Origin of the sequence: Ochrobactrum quorumnocens, from assembly GCF_002278035.1 — a bacterium.
Lineage (GTDB): Bacteria > Pseudomonadota > Alphaproteobacteria > Rhizobiales > Rhizobiaceae > Brucella > Brucella quorumnocens.
The window spans coordinates 712,525-731,379 of record NZ_CP022603.1 but is presented as its reverse complement, the minus strand read 5'-3'; the positions used below and the strand labels follow the sequence as shown (position 1 = coordinate 731,379).

Genomic DNA, 18,855 nt, shown 5'->3' with positions numbered 1-18,855 from the left:
TTCGCTGGCTAAGACATAGCCAAGAACTTGGCGCAATATTTCTGATGCCTATCCGCAAAATGTGTTTTTGCGGATAGGCAATTGTTGAAATGTTTTAGCTATCAAAAACGGACGCGGAAACCGAGTGTGCCTTTGTAGCTATAGCTGTCGCCGAAATTCTTCAGGCTTGTATTGACTGAGCCTTCGCCATAGATCGAATATTTGTCGCTATTCCAGTTGTAGCTGCCGCCCAGACCGATGCCACCCCAGAGACGTTCGTTCTTGCTGGCGAAGCTCGTGCCGGAGACATCGACCTTTGTTCCATCCAGGAATTCGTAGTAAACGTTCGCGATCCCATAGAGATAGGTTCTGTCGATAAGTCCGTTAGCGTTGTACCAGGAGTTCTGCTGTTCAAGAGACAATCCGATCCGGCCTTGCAGGCTTCGACCACGATCAAGACTGATGCGAGAATCGAAAGCATCATTGAAGCTGTCAAAATCAATGCTCGAATAGGTCAACTGAGCTTGTGGCGTGAGTGACCAGCTCTGGTCGATTACAATACGTTTGCCACTTTCTGCGGAAAATGTATAACCGAAGCCGTTGTTGCTGTCTGTCAGCCCCATATTGGCAAGATCGGACATCAGATCGCTGTCATACCAGGTAACTTGCGCTTGACCGTCGAGATAGAAGCCGTTGTCGCCATACCAGGTCAGCGTACCGCCAAAGCCATAGCCGTCCGTTGAAATTTCGCCGTCGCCATATAGCGAACTCGTTTTGGCTTTGCCGTGGGCATAGTGGACAGTGATCCCGCCGATCAGCTTGCCATTCTCTGTTTCAGCCAGCACGCCGTCGAGGCCTGCCTGAAGCTTGAGTGTATTAAAGCTGTAATCTGTTTCTGACGTAGAGAAGCGTGGATCGGCGTTGGTATGAGCGCCCTCAATGCGACCCCACACACCATTGCCCTCGATCAAGTTACCAGCTTCTGCCGCAGGAGCGTAAGGCGAACCGATTGGGTCGGCTCCTTCTGCAAGCATGACGTTGCCAGCGTTGCTCCAATAGCGGTTGCCCACACGCTGTTGCAGTGTTGGCAAGCTGTTTAGGCCAAGTAGGAGTTGTGGATAAGCTTCGTAGCTGGGAACTCCCGGCTGGTAGAGGGGAATTTCTTCACCGTCGTCGCCACCGCCGTTTGTGCCGCCGCCGTCAGTCGGATCCTTGATGGTTGAGCGCAGATACCAGTCACCATCATTCGGGTTGGCTTTCCCGTTTTTATAGAGTTGATAGGCATAAGCACCACCCACAACTGCAGGCGCGCCTTGAAACTGATAATCCCCAAGCAGGGTGAATGTCGCATTGGACGCGCCGTTGATATCAACGATTTTGATGCCTTCGCTCGTCTGAGCGCCGCTACCGGCCATATTCTTGACCGCCAGAAGGCCCGTTCCATTTGCATCGCCGTTAACGACAAGCCTATCGGTGACTGAACTATCGTTGCCGAGTACCGTTCCGATCAACACTGTGCCATCATTTCCGGTATAGTTACCGGTCACCGTGAGCGTCGTCCCTGCGTTTGGACCAAGGTCGACAATTCCTGAATTGCTCAGTGACTTGAGTGACTGATTGAAATCATTCAACGCCAGAGTGCCCGTTTGAGCAACGGTGAAATTTGAGTTGGAACTGAAATAGTTCGTTCCGCCTGCCGCAAGCGTTCCAGCCTCGACAGAAGTCGCACCTGTATACGCGCTCTGCTTGTTGAGAACGGTTACGCCGGTCCCGATATGACGCACATCACCCGCACCTGAAATTACGCCGTCGAAAACGAGAGTACCAGTCCTGTTAAATGCCAAAGTGCCGTTGTTGGTGACATCACCGACAATCGACCCTGACGTTCCGCCATCGCCAAGCTGAAGCAGCCCCGATGCAATAGTGGTGCCGCCAGTATAGGTTCCCGCACCGGTGAGGACCAATGCACCGTCACCTGTTTTAGTGATTGCACCGGCTCCGGCGATATTTCCCTGTTGAGTGAGGGTCGTTCCCGCATCCGTTTGAATGGTCGCATTGCCAGCTCCGATGGTCGTCGTGCGATTCATCGAGATATTGCTGGTCGAATGCAGCGTGCCTGCATCGATGCTAAGCGGCCCGGAAGCCGCGCCCAGACTTGCATCAGACGCGATCTGAACGGTTCCACCGTTGATCGCGGATCCGCCAGCATATGTGTTGGTGCCATTCAGGACGAGCGTGCCTGAACCGATTTTTGTCAGTCCGCCATCGCCACTTACGACGCCATCAAATTCAAGCGTGGTCGCGCCGATTGTATCGATCGTGCCGCCTCCAGTTTGGAGAGCGGTAGCGCGGTCAATGGTGAAGTCGGCCGTTGTCCTCAAGGTGCCGCCATCAAAGGATATACTGCCTGCTGCATCGCCCAGATTCGCATTGTTGGCGACTTGAAGCACGCCGCCATTGATCGCAGTGCCACCAGTATAGGTGTTGGTTCCTCCAACAACGAGCGTGCCCAAATCGGTCTTGGTCAGTTGAGTGTTTCCAGTCAGCACAGAGTTAATTGTAGCAATATAACCGGCGCTTGCAGCGGTACCATCACCGACACGAATGATCGAAGACGGAGATCCAACCAATGTGATTGCATCGCCTGTAACAACATAACCGTTACTCGCAAACTGCATTCCTGATGCGCGCACGTCGCCGACGCTATTGTCGACTGTTACGGTTCCGGCAGTCGCCATGAAAATAGCAAAGGCATCGTCCTGATACGGAGCATTGATCGTTCCGGTAGGTTCTGTCCAATTGATGTTGGCGCCGCCTGAGCCAGAGCTCTGCCACGTGCCCGTCCCACCGTTTACTGCGCCGTTGCCGATGGCTCCGTTTGCCGCTGGCCAGACGTCCCAATAAGTCAGGTTTAGCCCGCTTGTGTTGACCAGATTGACCTGATTGGCGACTGCGGTCTGAACGTAGTAGCCGCTCGCTGGGATGGTTCCAATCTCCAGACCATTATCGGTCAGATTGCCGTTATAGCTGATGACGCGATAGACACCGGGATCAAATGATCCACCGGGAGTGGCAACAACATTGATTGTACCGTCGAGTGTCAGGTCCCCCTGAACGGTCGTCAAATCGTTGAGTGGGCCACCGACCACATTGGCCTGCCCAAAACTATATTCGAGACTGGATCCGCCGCTTAGTGCAAGATCACCATTGATTGTCAACGCCCCTGGCGCATCTCCAGCCCGACCAGGTGCGAGTGTGCCGCCATCCTGTATCGCGACGTTACCACCAATCGTGCCAACACCACCGATTTTTGCGCCGCTGTTCACGCTCGTTGCACCGGTTGCCGCAGTTTGATCTCCATTCACATAGAGCGCTCCGCCAGTTACCGTCGTTGCACCGCCATATGCATTAGCGCCTTCAAGGTTAAGCACACCGGCACCTGCTTTGGTGAGCGCTCCCGAACCAGAAATCGCCTGCGCGATGTTGGTCGTATTGCCATTGGTATCGAATGTGCCGCCTCCAGCGTTCAGGACGATGGCGCGACTATTGGCGAGATCAAACGATGTGTCGAAACGCAGTGCGCCACCATTGAAATTGAGGCCGCCATTCGCATTCCCGAATGCATTGTCCGCTGAGACGGCAACTGTACCTTCATTGATCGTTGTGCCACCTGAGTAGGTGTTTCCGGCAGTTGTTGCGGGTGCCAATGTCAAAACTCCGGCACCTGTTTTTTCTACCGCACCGGAGCCGACGATTTGGCCCGTGTAAGTGCCATTATCGGGTTGCGTGAAGCGAACAAGCCCATCATTTTGCACATTATTGACGTTGTTGACGGCGATGGTTTTAACGGGAAGGCTTTGAGCGCGTGCTTCAAGAACACCATCCGGGCGGACAATCACAGTGCCTGTGTAATTGACGTTGTCGCCTGTTAGAGCCAGCGTTCCGTCATTCACAGTCACGGTGGTAAAACCGGAAAGACTTCCGCTCACGGTCCATAGGCCATCACCATTCTTTGTCAGCGTGGTGAAGTTTCTGAGTGCTCCCGCCAGTGTATCGCTTGAACCTAAAATACCCTGCAAAATAAGATCGTTAATGCCACCGCCGCCATTAATGTTGCCTGTCACGACTGAATCGGGCTCAAAGGTGAGCGTATCATTACCGCCTGCAAAGCTCAGATCGCCGACAACTTGTCCACCAGTTCGATTGATGAAATTGATGCCTGCACCACCATTGGTGCCGATGACGCTGCCGCCGCCGAGCTTTTGTATCGTTCCGTAATTGTCGACGGTATTCTTTGCACCAGTTACCTGGTCTTCAAACCAGATAGCCGCACTGCTCTGGCCCTGAATAAGACCACGATTGATGATCGTGTTGCCGAAACCATGGACGTTGACAGCCTCGGCGCGCGTGTTCGTGCCGTTGGCGATCACCTGACCTCCTTGTTCGACAATGAGCTGACCGTTGCTGCCGAACTCTATTGTGTTCGGTCCGGTACCAAACAAACCCGAGCCTGAAGGGGTGGAGCTGTTTGTGACGCTTCCACCATTGCGCACTGTTATAGTTCCACCATCGCCAATACTGATCGCGTTGGCGTTGATTGTATTGATTTGCGCTCCCGACTGAACTTCGACAGTCCTATTGTTGTTTGTGCGCCCCGTACCAACTGTCGCAGTCCATACAGCAGGCGCTGCGGATGTACATACGGTCGCGCTACCCGTCGTCGTGCAAGCAGCCAGCGCTTGCGTGGGAACAAGCGTGATGGTTGCTGGAAGAAAAATAGTAAATGCGAAGGCGGAACAGGTTGAAAGAAGGGCGGATTTCCGAGGCAGCATGCCGTACTCCTGAATCAGCTTAATAAGTTTTAGCTAACACAACGGAATGCAATTTGGGGTAGCATATTTGCAACATTTGACTGGATTAAATTGATAAATGCGATTTTGGGTTGTGAGATCATGAGTTTAAGGGCTTTGCCTTGCACTCAAGGCTTGTGGAAAATGTAGCGTCTCGGGATGGTTGAGCGTACTTAAACCGAAAGTAATAGGTGTTTGGCGTGCACGCCAGTACTAAATGATTGACTTTGTCGAGAGTAAACAAGCGCCAAATTAAGAGGCCTAACGGCCCGTGCACTTAGTCTTTTTTGGTTCAATCTATAGATGTTAGATACAATCTAGGATTGCTTTAAGGGTTGTAATGAAATGCAAATATTATTATTAATTTCAATATGATAAACAGATATTCGTTCTTCCAAATTGATGCTCCCACCAGACCGGCGATGAAGAAGCGATAAAGTCGAAATACGATGAATGTCGTATTGCCACTCGGGACTTTCCTGCTGATTTATAAAGCTCAATATACGGCGGAAGATTTAAATAGAGGCGGTTCTGAAGTTTATTTCCATCTTTTGCTTGATCGGTTGTGTACTGTTATCAAAAGAAGGGTACAGCTGTCATATTGATTCTGAATGCAAAGCCGTTTTTTGTTGGGTGTTGTTATGTATGTAGTAAATTTCCATATATAGTCATGTATAATTTTCTATAATAATTGGTAACTGTCAAAGTGAAGTCAAAATTAGAAAAGAAGTGTCCATAAAAGATAATAAATGGTGAAAAGATGGTCCGTAATTATAAAATATAATGCTAATACTTGCTAACAATTTGTGATGTTGTTAGAGTGATAAGGCGAGTGATGAGCGGTGACACCATCTTGGGTTGAGGGTGGCTCGGCACTCCGGGGGAATTCCATAAAACTGATTGAGATCCATCGCGATTAGAAGCATCTTTGTGCGCTTGCCTAAGGTGCCGCGACGCGAGTGGATACCAAGGGACGGGGCGGCGTCATGTCAGACGAAAAGCGTGTACGTGCATTTGGGGCGTCGAAAAGTAAATCGGTGCGGCTTGCCGTTCTGGTGAGCATGCAGATCGCGATAAGTATCCCTGCAGCTTATGCGGAAGACCCGCCGCCACAACCTTCGAAGACATCATCGATTGGCCAAACTGTTACAAATCCCGTCACTGGTGACACGACAACAGTCAGCGCCTTAAGGGTAGATCCGGCCGGAACGGCGACCGCTGGCAACACCGCATTCGTTCAAACAGCGGATGGTTATACTTTCCTCGTTAAAACCGAAGGCGAGGTATTCTACAACAGCGATGCTCCGCCTGTGGCATTCGTCGTGGCATCGGTTGACGGCGATAAGGCTGTTGTTACCAGTATTCAGGCCACAGGCAGTGCCGAATTCGCCCTCGTTCAGTCCACGATAGATTTCAATGACAGTTTCAATAGTTCAGGTTCAGAAGGGATACTGACGCCTCCCGTCGATGTGGCTGGGCCAAACGGAGTGAAACAAGTCATCTATGGCAAGAACGGCAGTAACGGCCGCGCTGGCGCGTTGTTTGTTCCTCCCTCTTCAGGTGGTGATGGCGCCACAGGTCAAACCAATACACAGACGCTGAGTGGCGATGTCAATGCGACTTCCAATATTGGCTGGGAAATTGGTAGTGTTGGTGGCAACGGCGGCAAGGGAGGGGCTGCTTATGTCACGTTCTGGAATGCTCGCGATGGTGGTGACGGCGGAGCAGGTGGCAATGTTAATGCCACACAATCCTCGTCAAGCACGATCAAAACAACCGGCGATGCGAACCATGGTATTTTTGCCTATAGCCGAAGCGGTAAAGCTGGCGATGGCGGCGGCGCGATTGCGGCACCTGCCGGTGGCACCGGTGGACATTCTTCAAATGGCGGCAATGTCACGGTTAATCAGTACGGCACAATCTCAACTGACGGCCAGAATGCCCATGGTATCTATGCTCTGAGTGTGAGCAACAACGGTGGCAATGGCGGCGACCAATGGGGCCTTGTCGGTAAAGCTGGGAGCGGCGGTTATGGGGGCAATGGCGGTCAAGTGAACGTCAACACCTATGCGGGCGCCCAGATCCTGACGAAACAGGATTATTCTAACGGTATCTTCGCGCAGTCGATCGGCGGTTCGGGCGGTTCAGCCGGAACCAGCGGGAATTTGCTCGTTTCGCTGATTGGTCAAGCAGATAATGGCGGTAATGGCGGAGCAGTTACTGTCAGTAATGGCGGCGCAATCCAGACCACAGGTGTGGCATCACGCGGCATCATGGCACAATCGATTGGCGGCGGCGGTGGTGCGGGCGGCACAGCCGCAGGCCTCGTCGCACTTGCCATGGGTGGCGTCGGATCGAATGGCGGCTCGGGGGGCGCAGTGAGCGTGACGAGCACGGCAAGCGGAGTGATCCACACAATAGGCAATCTCGCCGACGGAATTATGGCGCAGTCAATTGGTGGTTCTGGAGGCCAGGGCGCTGATGCCTATGGTCTGGTCAGCATAGGCGGAAATGGGTCGAAAGGCGGTAGCAGTTCAACTGTCTCCGTTACAAACAATGGTCGTATCGACACTGAAGGCGATGGTGCTCGCGGCATTATTGCACAATCGATAGGCGGCGGCGGCGGTGACGGCGGCTCCAGCGGCGGGATGGTTGCGGTCGGCGGCAGCGGTAATGGCGGCGGAGCCGGATCAACGGTCAGTGTCACCAATGACGGTCTGATCACGACCAAGGGCGATGATGCCATGGGCATCCTTGCACAATCGATTGGTGGCGGTGGCGGCAATGGCGGTTCGTCGGGCTCTGTCGGTCTTTTCGCAGGTGTGGGAATTGGTGGCAAAGGCGGCGCAGGTGGCGCGGGCGGCAACGTCAATGTGACCCTGTCCGACACGGATGCCAGCCAGCCCTCATTGATAATGACGTCGGGTGATCGCTCAACCGGCGTGTTCATCCAGTCAATCGGCGGTGGCGGCGGCAATGGCGGTGGCGCGGTCAGCGTAGCCGTCGGTGCATTTGGCGCGGCTTCGGTTTCGGTTGGTGGCGCAGGTGGCAGCGGCGGTGCCGGCGGCACTGCAATCCTAACTGGAAGTGGTAACGCAGCTGTTCAAACCGCAGGTGCTGATGCAGCGGGCATTTTGTTGCAATCGATCGGCGGCGGTGGCGGTAACGGTGGTTACGCGATCTCGGCAGCTGCTTCTTCTGGGCCTGTTTCGGGTTCTTTAGCAGTTGGGGTTGGTGGCTCAGGCGGATCAGGCGGTGCTGGCGGCGAGGTGCGCGTCGGTAAAGTTGATGGTAGCGGCAACCTGATTTCTTCCGGATTTTCCGGCAGTGTTGTAACAACCGGCGAACGTTCGGCTGGAATGATTTTCCAGTCAGTAGGCGGTGGTGGCGGCAATGGCGGTTTAGCGGTGGCTGCAACTGGCAGTGGCTCGCTGATCTTCTCGGGCAGCGTATCTGTTGGTGTCGGCGGTTCAGGCGGCAATGGCGGCAATGGTGGCCTTGTCCGCGTTTACACTGATGCAGATATTACCACGCGTGGTAACAGCTCATCCGCGTTACTTGCACAATCAATCGGCGGTGGCGGCGGTAATGGCGGCGGCAGCATTGCTGCTGGCGTGGCTGCGAGCGGTGGTGGTGCGGGAACCATCAGCGCAGGTGTTGGCGGCAGCGGCTCTGGCGGTGGCACAGGTGGTACAGTTAATCTTATTGCCGGTGGCGATCTCATTCGGACCACTGGCCAGTTTTCGACCGCAATCGTTGCTCAATCTGTGGGTGGCGGTGGCGGCAATGGCGGCTACACGATTGCCGCAGGTGCTGCAGGTGCCGGTGCTGGCGCGGGTGCTGTTAATGTGGGTGTAGGCGGTTCCGCGGCTGGTGGTGGTGCCGGCGGCGCGGTCAATGCTCAGGTCGATGCTGTCGTTGTCACTGAGAACGACGATTCTGGAGCTATTCTTATCCAATCGATTGGCGGCGGTGGCGGTAATGGCGGCTTCTCGATTGCGGCCGGTGCAGCCGGTGCAGGTGCCGGTGCGGGCAGTGTTTCTGTTGGACTTGGCGGTTCAGCGGGTGCCGGTGGTGCTGGTGGCACAGTTGCGGCGCAGATCAACAAGAATGTTGGAACACAGGGTAATCGCGCAGCAGGTGTGGTTGCACAATCGATTGGCGGCGGCGGTGGCAATGGCGGCTTCTCCGTTTCAGGCTCGGTATCAGGGGCTGGTGCGGGCAGCGGCTCGGTTTCGGTCGGACTAGGTGGATCGGGAGGCAGCGGCGGTGACGGTTTCACGGTTACGGCGACGGTCGACGGTAACGTAACGACGGAAGGTGATGACTCTACAGCTATTCTTGCCCAGTCGATTGGCGGCGGCGGTGGTAATGGTGGCTTCAATATATCCGGTGCGATCAGCGGTTCGGGCATTGGTAGCGGCGCAGTTAGCGTCGGCCTTGGTGGCGAGGGTGGCGCAGGCGCGATTGGCGGTGCGGTAACACTTACCAGCAATGGTTATATTTGGACCCAAGGTGATCGTTCTTCAGGCTTCGTTGCTCAGTCGATTGGCGGCGGCGGCGGTAATGGTGGTTTCAACGTTTCCGGTTCGATTGCAGGTTCGGGCACCGGTGCTGGCACGGTCAGTGTCGGGCTTGGTGGTTCGGGTGCTGGCGGTGGCAACGGTGGTTCGGTCACTGCTACCTCAAACGGAACAATCCTGACGGAAGGCTTTGCTTCATCTGGCTTTGTCGCACAATCCATTGGCGGCGGCGGTGGTAATGGCGGTTTTAATGTCAGTGCCGGTGTTTCGGCAGCTGGCGTCGGTGCTGGCTCGGTCAGCGTCGGCCTTGGCGGTAGCGGTTCAGGTGGTGGCGATGGTTCCATTGTTATTGCAAAGACCAACGCCAATATCGAAACACGTGGCGCAGCATCTACTGGCGTTCTCGCTCAGTCGGTTGGTGGTGGTGGCGGTAACGGTGGTTTCAATATCACTCCGTCGCTGTCAGGCGCCGGGACCGGATCGGGTGCAATCTCGGTTGGCCTTGGTGGTAGCGGTGCTGGTGGTGGCAATGGCGGTAAAGTCGATTTGACCGTCAAAAATGATGTCCTTACACGAGGCGCGCAGTCGTCGGCCGTCGTGGCTCAGTCCATTGGCGGCGGCGGCGGTAATGGCGGCTTCAATGTGACAGCAGCAGGAAGCGGTGCAGGTACTGGTTCTGGAGCTGTGAGTGTCGGGCTTGGTGGAAGCAGTGGCGCGGGCGGCACAGGTGGCCAGGTCGACAGTCATGTGACCGGCAATTTGGCCACGCTTGGTGATCAGTCTACGGGCCTTCTCGTGCAGTCGCTTGGCGGCGGCGGTGGTAATGGTGGCATGAATATATCGGCGACCGTTGCGGTTGCTGGAACAGGCTCCGGTGGTGCTGCGGTGGGGCTTGGCGGCTCAGGCGGTTCAGGCGGCGCTTCGGGCGCAGCGACTTCTGTTCTAACCGGCGATGTAATCACTGAAGGTGACAGTTCTTCTGCTGTTGTCGTCCAATCCTTGGGCGGTGGCGGCGGCAACGGCGGCATGAATGTATCGGGCACGGTCACCGTTGCCGGAACAGGTTCAGGTGGCGTCTCGGTCGGTATTGGTGGCAGCGGTGGCGATGGTGGCAACGCAGGTGCCGCCGATAGCACCATTGATGGTAATGTCCAGACATCCGGCGATGATGCGAGCGGTGTTGTTGTTCAGTCTGCTGGCGGCGGTGGCGGCAATGGTGCCATCAATATTTCCGGCGTGGTTAGTGTATCTGGCAACGGCTCCGGTGCAGCCAGCGTCGGTATCGGTGGTACCGGCGGTTCAGGCGGAACAGGTGCTGCTGCTTCAAACAATATGACCGGCGACGTCTTTACCAAGGGTGATCGTTCCGGCGGTGTAATTGTGCAGTCGCTTGGCGGCGGTGGTGGCAATGGTGGTATCAATGTAACGGGTGCCGTGAGCCTTGCTGCACAAAATAGCGGGGCTGTCGGTCTGGGTATTGGCGGTTTTGGCGGCTCCGGTGGCAGTGCCTCTACTGCAAGTAACGATCTTACAGGCAATGTCACGACGCAGGGCGCAGATGCGACTGGTGTTCTTGTGCAGTCAGTCGGAGGTGGCGGAGGCAATGGTGGTATCAATGTCAGCGGCGCGCTCAGCATCTCTGGTAATGGGTCGGGTGTTGCGGCTGTCGGTGTCGGTGGTTTCGGCGGTGATGGTGGTTTTGCAGGTGATGTGACCGGCAAATATGACGGCATCGTTGTTACATCTGGCGACCGTTCTTCGGGTATTGTTGCTCAAAGCCTTGGCGGCGGCGGTGGTAATGGTGGCATCAACATTTCCGGCGGGCTTTCAGTGGCACCACAGTTCTCCGGTGCCCTCGGATTCGGCATCGGCGGCTTCGGTGGAAGCGGCGGCATTGCTGGATCTGTCGATCAGACCGTGATTGGCTATGTGGAAACCCGTGGCGTGGGTTCCATTGGTATTCTCAGCCAGAGCCTTGGTGGAGGCGGTGGCAATGGCGGTTTGAATGTCAGTGGGGCTGTTTCTCTGTCTCGGCAAACAAGTGCTGCCGTGGCCCTCGGTGTCGGTGGCTTCGGCGGTAGCGGTGCCGATGCAGGTGCATTGACAGCTTCAGACGTCACCGGTGGAGTGTTGACTTTTGGCGATAGAAGCTCGGCCATTGTTACACAAAGTTTGGGCGGAGGCGGTGGCAATGGCGGCATGACCGTGGCCGGAACGCTTAATCTAAGTCAGCAGAACGGCGGTGCTGCATCGCTTGGTCTCGGCGGATTCGGCGGCGGCGGCGGTAACGGCGGCAATGTGACGAGCAAAGTGCGTGTCACAAACACCTCTGACAACATAACGACCATTGGCGATGAAAGCATCGCTGTCATGGCGCAATCGGTTGGCGGTGGTGGTGGTACTGGTGGTACCAATGTCGCTGGTGCGGTTAGCTTGACTGGCCAATCGGGCGCTGCTGTAGCGCTTGGCGTTGGTGGTTTTGGTGGTGCAGGCGGCAATGCAGGTTCGGTTGGGCTTGATGTGATTGGAACCGTCAACACATTCGGTGACCGTTCCACTGGCCTTCTGGCGCAAAGCCTTGGCGGCGGCGGTGGTGTTGGCGGCACCAATATTTCCGGTTCATTGGCTTTAACCAAGCCATCAGGCTCGAGCACGATTTTTTCCATCTCGGCAGGCGTAGGCGGCTATGGCGGCGGTGGTGGCGATGCCGGTGCGGTTGATCTTTCCTATACTGGTTTGTTGACTACGCTTCCGCGCACCATCAACAGCGATGGTAGCGTTACGTTTAATGAAACGCAGGGTGCAGACGGCGTGGTCGCGCAATCCATTGGTGGCGGTGGCGGGCAGGGAGGACTGAATGTCAGTGGCGGGGTTGCGATCAGTGGCAAGCCGGGCGAAGGCCAGCCTGACGCGAGCAAGTCCTATGGCGTTCTAATCGGCGTCGGCGGTTTTGGCGGCACGGGCGGCAATGCCAGCACCGTGGATGTCAATATCGGTGCAGGCAGTACAATTTTGTCCCACGGCAGCGGTCGATCCGGCATTCTGGCGCAGTCGGTTGGCGGCGGCGGTGGTAATGGCGGCATGAATGTTAGTGGTGGCATTGTTTCAGACACTTCGCTGATCGTTGGTATCGGCGGCATGGGCGGCAAAGCCGGTTCCGCTGACGATGTAAAAGTGACTGCACGTGCTGATATCAGAGTTACGACAGATCCTGCCGATTTTGGTGAACCAAGCGATCAGAGTTTCGAGACCAAACTGCGTAGTGTGGTCGGTAACTCGATTGTCGATACGACGGAAGGTCTGGTTGGGTCGTTCGGCCTGAAATCTCTTTTCGTTGATCTTGGACTCTTCAAAAGCGATGAAACCTTACCTGATACCAAGGGGTCGGCCGGTCTTTTAGCACAGTCGATTGGCGGTGGTGGCGGCAATGGCGGTCTGAATGTGTCTGGAGGCGTTGCCATCAGCAAGGACGGCAAGATCCCGTCCATCACTTTCGGTGTCGGTGGCTCAGGCGGTGCGGGCAATGTGTCAGGCGATGTGACGGTCGATCACGCGGGAACGATAGAGGTCGAAGGCAATTGGAAACACGGTATTCTTGCTCAATCCATTGCAGGCGGCGGCGGTAATGGCGCGCTCAATGCCAGCGGTCAGTTGAATTGGGGCAGTTCCAATAGTTCAGGTGGCGCGACAGATCTCAGTATTGTTGCAGGCCTTGGCGGCGACGGAGGCACAGGGGCAAATGCTGGCAATGTCGACGTGACATCAGATGGCGATATCTCGACTAAGGGCTATCATTCACGCGGCATTTTCGCTCAATCGGTTGGCGGTGGCGGCGGCACGGGCGGTATCAATGTGACCGCCGTAGCAACCAAAGACAGCTCGCCGGTTGGTATCGGTATTGGCGGCACTGGCAGCAATGGCGGCCATGCAGGCAATGTCAGCGTTTCGCGCGGGACAGCGCTAGAGTCAGCTGGCCTCATCATCACTGATGGATCTGGCGCACACGGTATTGAAGCAAGCAGCATCGGCGGCGGCGGCGGCGATGCTGGCATCAATGCGGTTTTAGGCGTTAGCAAGACCACGGGATCTGGTAGCAATAGCGGTTCTGAAGGAGATCGGAAGGAAACCGTCAACGACGGCGTGGAATCGTCTGCCCTCTCAGGCATCACCGACAAGATCGATACTGCGGATGCCACGACAGGAAGCGGCGGTAGCGGTAGCAAAAAGACGGTCAACTCAGCAGTTATTGCCGTCGGTGGGTCGGCAGGCAATGCCGGTAACGGCGGGGAAGTTAACGTCGAACATTTTGGTGATATTGTAACACTTCAAAAAGACAGCCACGGCGTCTTCGCGCAATCGATTGGCGGCGGCGGTGGCAATGCTGCTTTCAACGCTGGCATGGTGTTTGAAACTGGTGACGCTTCGAAAAACAAGGGCTTTGGTATCGCTATCGGTGGTGGCACTGGTGCCGGTGGTACAGGTGGCGATGTCGCCGTGAACAATTCTGGCATCATTTATACACAAGGCGACGGTTCGCACGGCGTCTTCGCACAGTCAGTTGGCGGTGGTGGCGGTAATGCTGGTTACAATATGCTTACAGCTGGCGGTGAGGATGGCAATATCGGCATCACAATCGGACGCACAGGTGGAACGGGGGGGTCATCAGGCGATGTAAAGATCACCAGCGATAGCATAGTGCTTACACAGGGCGACCGCTCGCATGGGCTATTCGCACAGTCTATCGGCAACGGTGGTGGCAATTCGTCGTCGACCTCTGTTTCCGTTACGACGCCTAAAGATGGTGATAAGACTGGTAACAGCTTCTCAGCGAGTATTGGCTTGGAAGGCGGACAGGGTGGAACATCCGGCAATGTTGCAGTTAATGCTGAGGGTCTTATCTACACACTTGGTGAAGAGTCTCATGGTATTTTTGCCCAGTCCGTCGGCGGCGGTGGTGGTACTGGCGGTGGTGCGACGGGTTCGGCTGGCAAGGCAACTTCGTACTCGATCAATGTCGGTGGTAATGGTGGGACAGGTGGCACATCTGGCAATGTAGATGTTACCAGTAAGGCGCGGATTGTTACAGAGGGTGCCAGTTCCATTGGTATTCTCGCTCAGTCAATCGGTGGTGCGGGCGGTACTGCAGGTTACGCCAAGGCCGGCACCTCCATACTCAGCATTCTGAAGAACACTGTAAAAGGCACTGAAATCGGTACGACAACGTCGATCAATATCGGTGGGACGGGCGGCGATGGCATGGCGTCTGATGACGTGACTGTTGCCAATGGCGGTGTTTTGACGACACTGGGTGATGGCGCTCATGGCATCATGGCTCAATCGGTTGGCGGTGGTGGCGGCAAAGGTGGATTGGTTGAAAACACAATTGTCAACCTTCGCTCGACCATTGCCAGCACATCCACGCTTTCTATCGGTGGAAACGGTGGAACAGGCGCTGTTTCAGGCAATGTCAGTGTTATCAACACCAGCGATATCGGCACTGAGGGCCAAAAGGCTGCTGGCATATTTGCGCAGGCTGTTGGCGGTGGTGGCGGCGATGCACAACATGTGCGCAATATCGTAGCCGGAAGTGATGCCGATAACAGCACACGTAACGCTTTGCTCATTGGTGGTTCAGGCGGCAGCGGTGGAGCTGCCGGCAAAGTTGATGTCAAGAATGCGACCGGTGCAAGGATCATCACTGATGGTGACGAAAGCCACGGAATTTTCGCGCAATCCATTGGCGGCGGCGGTGGTAATGGCGGCGAAGTTCTTTCAGTTACGGTGACCAAGCCTTCAAGCACAGCCAATAGCGAACAGGGCTTGCAATTGGGGATTGGTGGTTCCGGTTCAGATGGTGGCACGGGTGGTGCAGTCGATGTCGTCAATGACGGTTTGATCGTGACACGCGGCGATAAAGCTCATGGCATTCTTGCCCAATCCATCGGCGGTGGTGGCGGTAATGGTGGTTATTCCATTACCGGTAGTCTCGCTTTGCAAAAAGGTGCCGAAACCAATCCGTCAATGGCGTTGAATATTGGCGGATCAGGTGGCAGCGGAAATGCAGCGGGAATTGTTATCGTCACCAACACAGGCGAAATCAACGTGTCGGGATCACAATCCTATGGCGTTTTTGCTCAGTCAGTCGGTGGTGGCGGCGGCAATGGCGGCATGGCAGTGGCATTGTCGCTTAACGATCTGGTCAATCAGGCCAGAGGTCAATCCTACTCCAAGATCGCAATTGGTGGAGCTGGTGGTGATGGGGCTGATGGCGGAGATGTTACCGTCAATCATAGCGGGACTATCCGAGTCAGTGGTGAAAACAGCTATGGTATTTTCGCACAGTCGGTCGGCGGCGGCGGCGGCAATGCAGCGCTCTCCATTTCCACGCCTGCTGTCATGGCAGCGGACTATATCATCTCGACAGCACTTGGTGCTCGTGCAGGCACCAAAGGATCGGCAGGGGAGGTTACTGTAAACAGCAGCGGTGATATCATCGTCACCGGTGCAGGCAGCCAGGCGATCTTTAGTCAGTCTGTTAATGGCGGCGGCGGCAACGTTGATACGTTTCTTGATTTTGCCTCGGCGTCCGAAGGAGCGGCGGCCGGTGCTGCTGCGGCTTCTCTGACGAGCAGCCTGTCACTTGGTGGTAATGATGTGGATGGCAACATTGGTGCCACAATCAGCCAATCCCACCAGGGCGATATTGTAACGACATCGGATCGCTCTGCAGGCATACTCATGCAGAGTATCGGCGGCGGCGGCGGTCTTTCGACAACTACGATGGCGTCCAGCATCGCCGGTGACTTCACATTGAATGCCATGCTTGGTGCGATTAACACCGATGATTCTTCCGGTGGTGATGTGATCGCAAGCCGCAAAGGCAATGTGTCCACCTTCGGCAACCTGTCTGGCGGCGGACTGGCTCAGTCTATCGGCGGCGGTGGTGGGCGGATGGTTGTTTCTGGCGCTGATCGCAGCGAAGGTTCGGGTCAACGCAATGCAGTCGTCACGCTGGGCGCCGATCCATCAATGCGCAACAATGGTGGCACAATTGCACTGACCCTTAACGGCACCGTTTCTACGCGGGGAGACAATGCAAGCGGGCAGATTTTTCAGTCCATTGGTGCGGGTGGTGGCGAAGCCTATCTCACAGGCATCGATCACGCACGACTGACACTTGGGGCAAGGGATGGGTCGACGGGTGATGGCGGTGACATTCTGGTCGACAACATTGGCGATCTCAGCACGACAGGTGCGCGTTCCCATGGCTTTGTCCTGCAAAGTATCGGTGGAGGTGGTGGTCTGATTGGTACAAACTTGGCCAAGACAAGCATCGAGCTTCTACTTTCTGGTGACAATGCCGGTAGTGGCGGCGCAATCGATTTCACCAATCAGGGCAACCTTGTTGTCACGGGTGCGGACTCGATCGGCATCCTCGCACAAAGTCTCGGCGGCGGCGGCGGTAGTGTGGATGGTCTGTTCCACGGCAGTGCTGGCGGTAGCGGTCAGGGCGGCAGCATAACACTTGATCTGACTGGCAACATCTTGTCCCTCGGTGAACGCGGCATTGCAGTTCTTGCCCAGTCTGAAGGCAAAGATGGTGCCGATACGATTGATGTGGCGCTCGACGGCGTGATCATCGGTGGCAGCAACGGCCAACCAAGCAATGAAGCAATGGCGGAAACTGCGGCTGTCATGATCGACGGAGGAACGGCCAATACGTTGGCTTTGTCTTCAGACAGCTTCCTGATGGCGCTCAGTAACCGTATCATCAGCGGTAGCGACGGTTCTGATCAGATTACGCTGAACGGACGCGCCGTTGGCAATATCGATCTTGGCGGCGGCGTCAATTCGATGACAGTGACGCAAGGCGCTTCTTTCTATGCGCAAAATGAGGTTAATCTCGGTGCCTCCGGGCAACTGCGTATCGACGGAAATCTTTATCTCGGTGGCGTGGCTTATTACACACCCAATACGGCCCTAACTGCGCGTATGGCTGGTTCAGAATTTGCGGTCACGCAGAACGTCAGCCAGACGACAGCTTTGACCGGATCGCTGAGCTTTACCAATACAGCAACCTATACTGCGGATGTCTATTTCCGTCAGGATACGGCCTCGGGCGGTAATAGCGATTTGATCAATGTCACGGGCAATGCCACAATTGCGGGCACGGTCATTCCTGTGCTGCACCAGCTTGATCGCTTGCAGCCCTTGGTACTGGTGAATGCCGGCGGTGTCACTGCAGATAACGGCACGACCGTCGTGGGCACGGCCGTAATGAGCTATGAAATCGGATTGAATGGCCCGACAGGTGACGGATCATCAATTGATCTCATTCCGCATGCCGATTTCCGTATGATCGGTATGAACCGCAATCAGACCCTGACAGCCGAACATGCAGCGCGCGTGCTTTCCGGGCAGGGATCGGTCGCGATGGGGCCCATGTTCGCATTGATTGCCAACATGCAAACGAGTGGCGAAGTCCTCAATGCTATCGATAATCTCAGTTCGCAGGATTATGCAACGACTCAGGTTGATGCCCTGCAATCGGGATATCGTTTTGCACGGACCATGGCCGACTGTGGCTATGACAATTTCGCGGCGCGTATGGGTGATAGCAAAAACTGTTACTGGATGAGTGCAAGCACTGGCCGACTGGATCGTGATCCTTCCTTCCAGAATCGCAGCTTTGAAACACAAAGCTCCGGCGTTTATGCGGGTGTGCGAATGCCTGTGACAGAAGACCTTTATCTGGGTATCGGAACGGGCCTCGAAGATTTCAGCCTGAGCAGTGGTGATCGGTTCTCATCTGAAGGTCAAAGGGCTTTGCTCGGTGTGTCGCTTGCGAAATATAAGGGACCATGGGAACTCTATGGCATTCTCAATGGCGGAACAGCCCGATATGACAGTACGCGACTGATCGATATCTACGGCACATTGCCGGGCGGTGATCCCGTCATCGGCGGTACCGCGACTGTCAAACAGCGGATCAGTCAGGCCAATTTTCGGATAGGAACGGCCTATCGTTATCAGCCAACAGATGGTGCGGTCTATCTTCGTCCAGCAGTGGATTTCGATGCAAGCTATCTCTATTCTGGAAGCGCAACGGAGAGTAACAGTGCCTACGGACTGCAACTCGATAGCACGGATCAGTGGGTTCTTTCCGCAACCCCATCACTTGAAGTAGGTGTCGAAACTGCAATCACCAGCTCGCTTATGATGCAAGCCTATCTGCGTGGCGAAGTCAGCTTTGCTAACAAGGACGATGTCTACATCAATGCAACTTTCGCTGGCGCGAGTGTCTCAGATGGTACCTTCCGTAACTATAGCCAGTTCGGTGATGTGACGGGGCGTTTGGATACTGGTCTGACCTTCTATGACACAGCCAAAACAACCCGTTTGACTGTTGGTTATCAGGGGCAGTGGAGTGAAAAGACCGTTGGCCATACGGCAACGGTCAGTCTGGGATTACGTTTTTAAAATAGGAATGAGAGAAGAAACGC

The 18,855-nt window shown here is 55.4% G+C and carries 2 protein-coding genes; one reads left to right on the top strand and one right to left on the bottom strand.

Going from position 1 to position 18,855, the window contains the following annotated elements; all coding sequences use genetic code 11:
- Window positions 1-101: 101 nt before the first annotated feature.
- Window positions 102-4,811, bottom strand: a complete 4,710-nt coding sequence (locus tag CES85_RS03535; RefSeq protein WP_244923214.1) for an autotransporter outer membrane beta-barrel domain-containing protein — start codon at window positions 4,809-4,811, stop codon at window positions 102-104.
- Between the two features lie 1,004 nt (window positions 4,812-5,815).
- Here CES85_RS03535 and CES85_RS03530 point away from each other — a divergent pair.
- Window positions 5,816-18,832, top strand: coding sequence for an autotransporter outer membrane beta-barrel domain-containing protein (locus CES85_RS03530; RefSeq protein WP_095444665.1), 13,017 nt, complete (start codon window positions 5,816-5,818; stop codon window positions 18,830-18,832).
- Window positions 18,833-18,855 lie beyond the last annotated feature (23 nt).

Excerpts from the sequence above, each read along its gene's own strand:
- CES85_RS03530 (WP_095444665.1), top strand. The coding sequence starts at position 5,816 with ATGTCAGACGAAAAGCGTGTACGTGCATTTGGGGCGTCGAAAAGTAAA.
- CES85_RS03535 (WP_244923214.1), bottom strand. The coding sequence starts at position 4,811 with ATGCTGCCTCGGAAATCCGCCCTTCTTTCAACCTGTTCCGCCTTCGCA.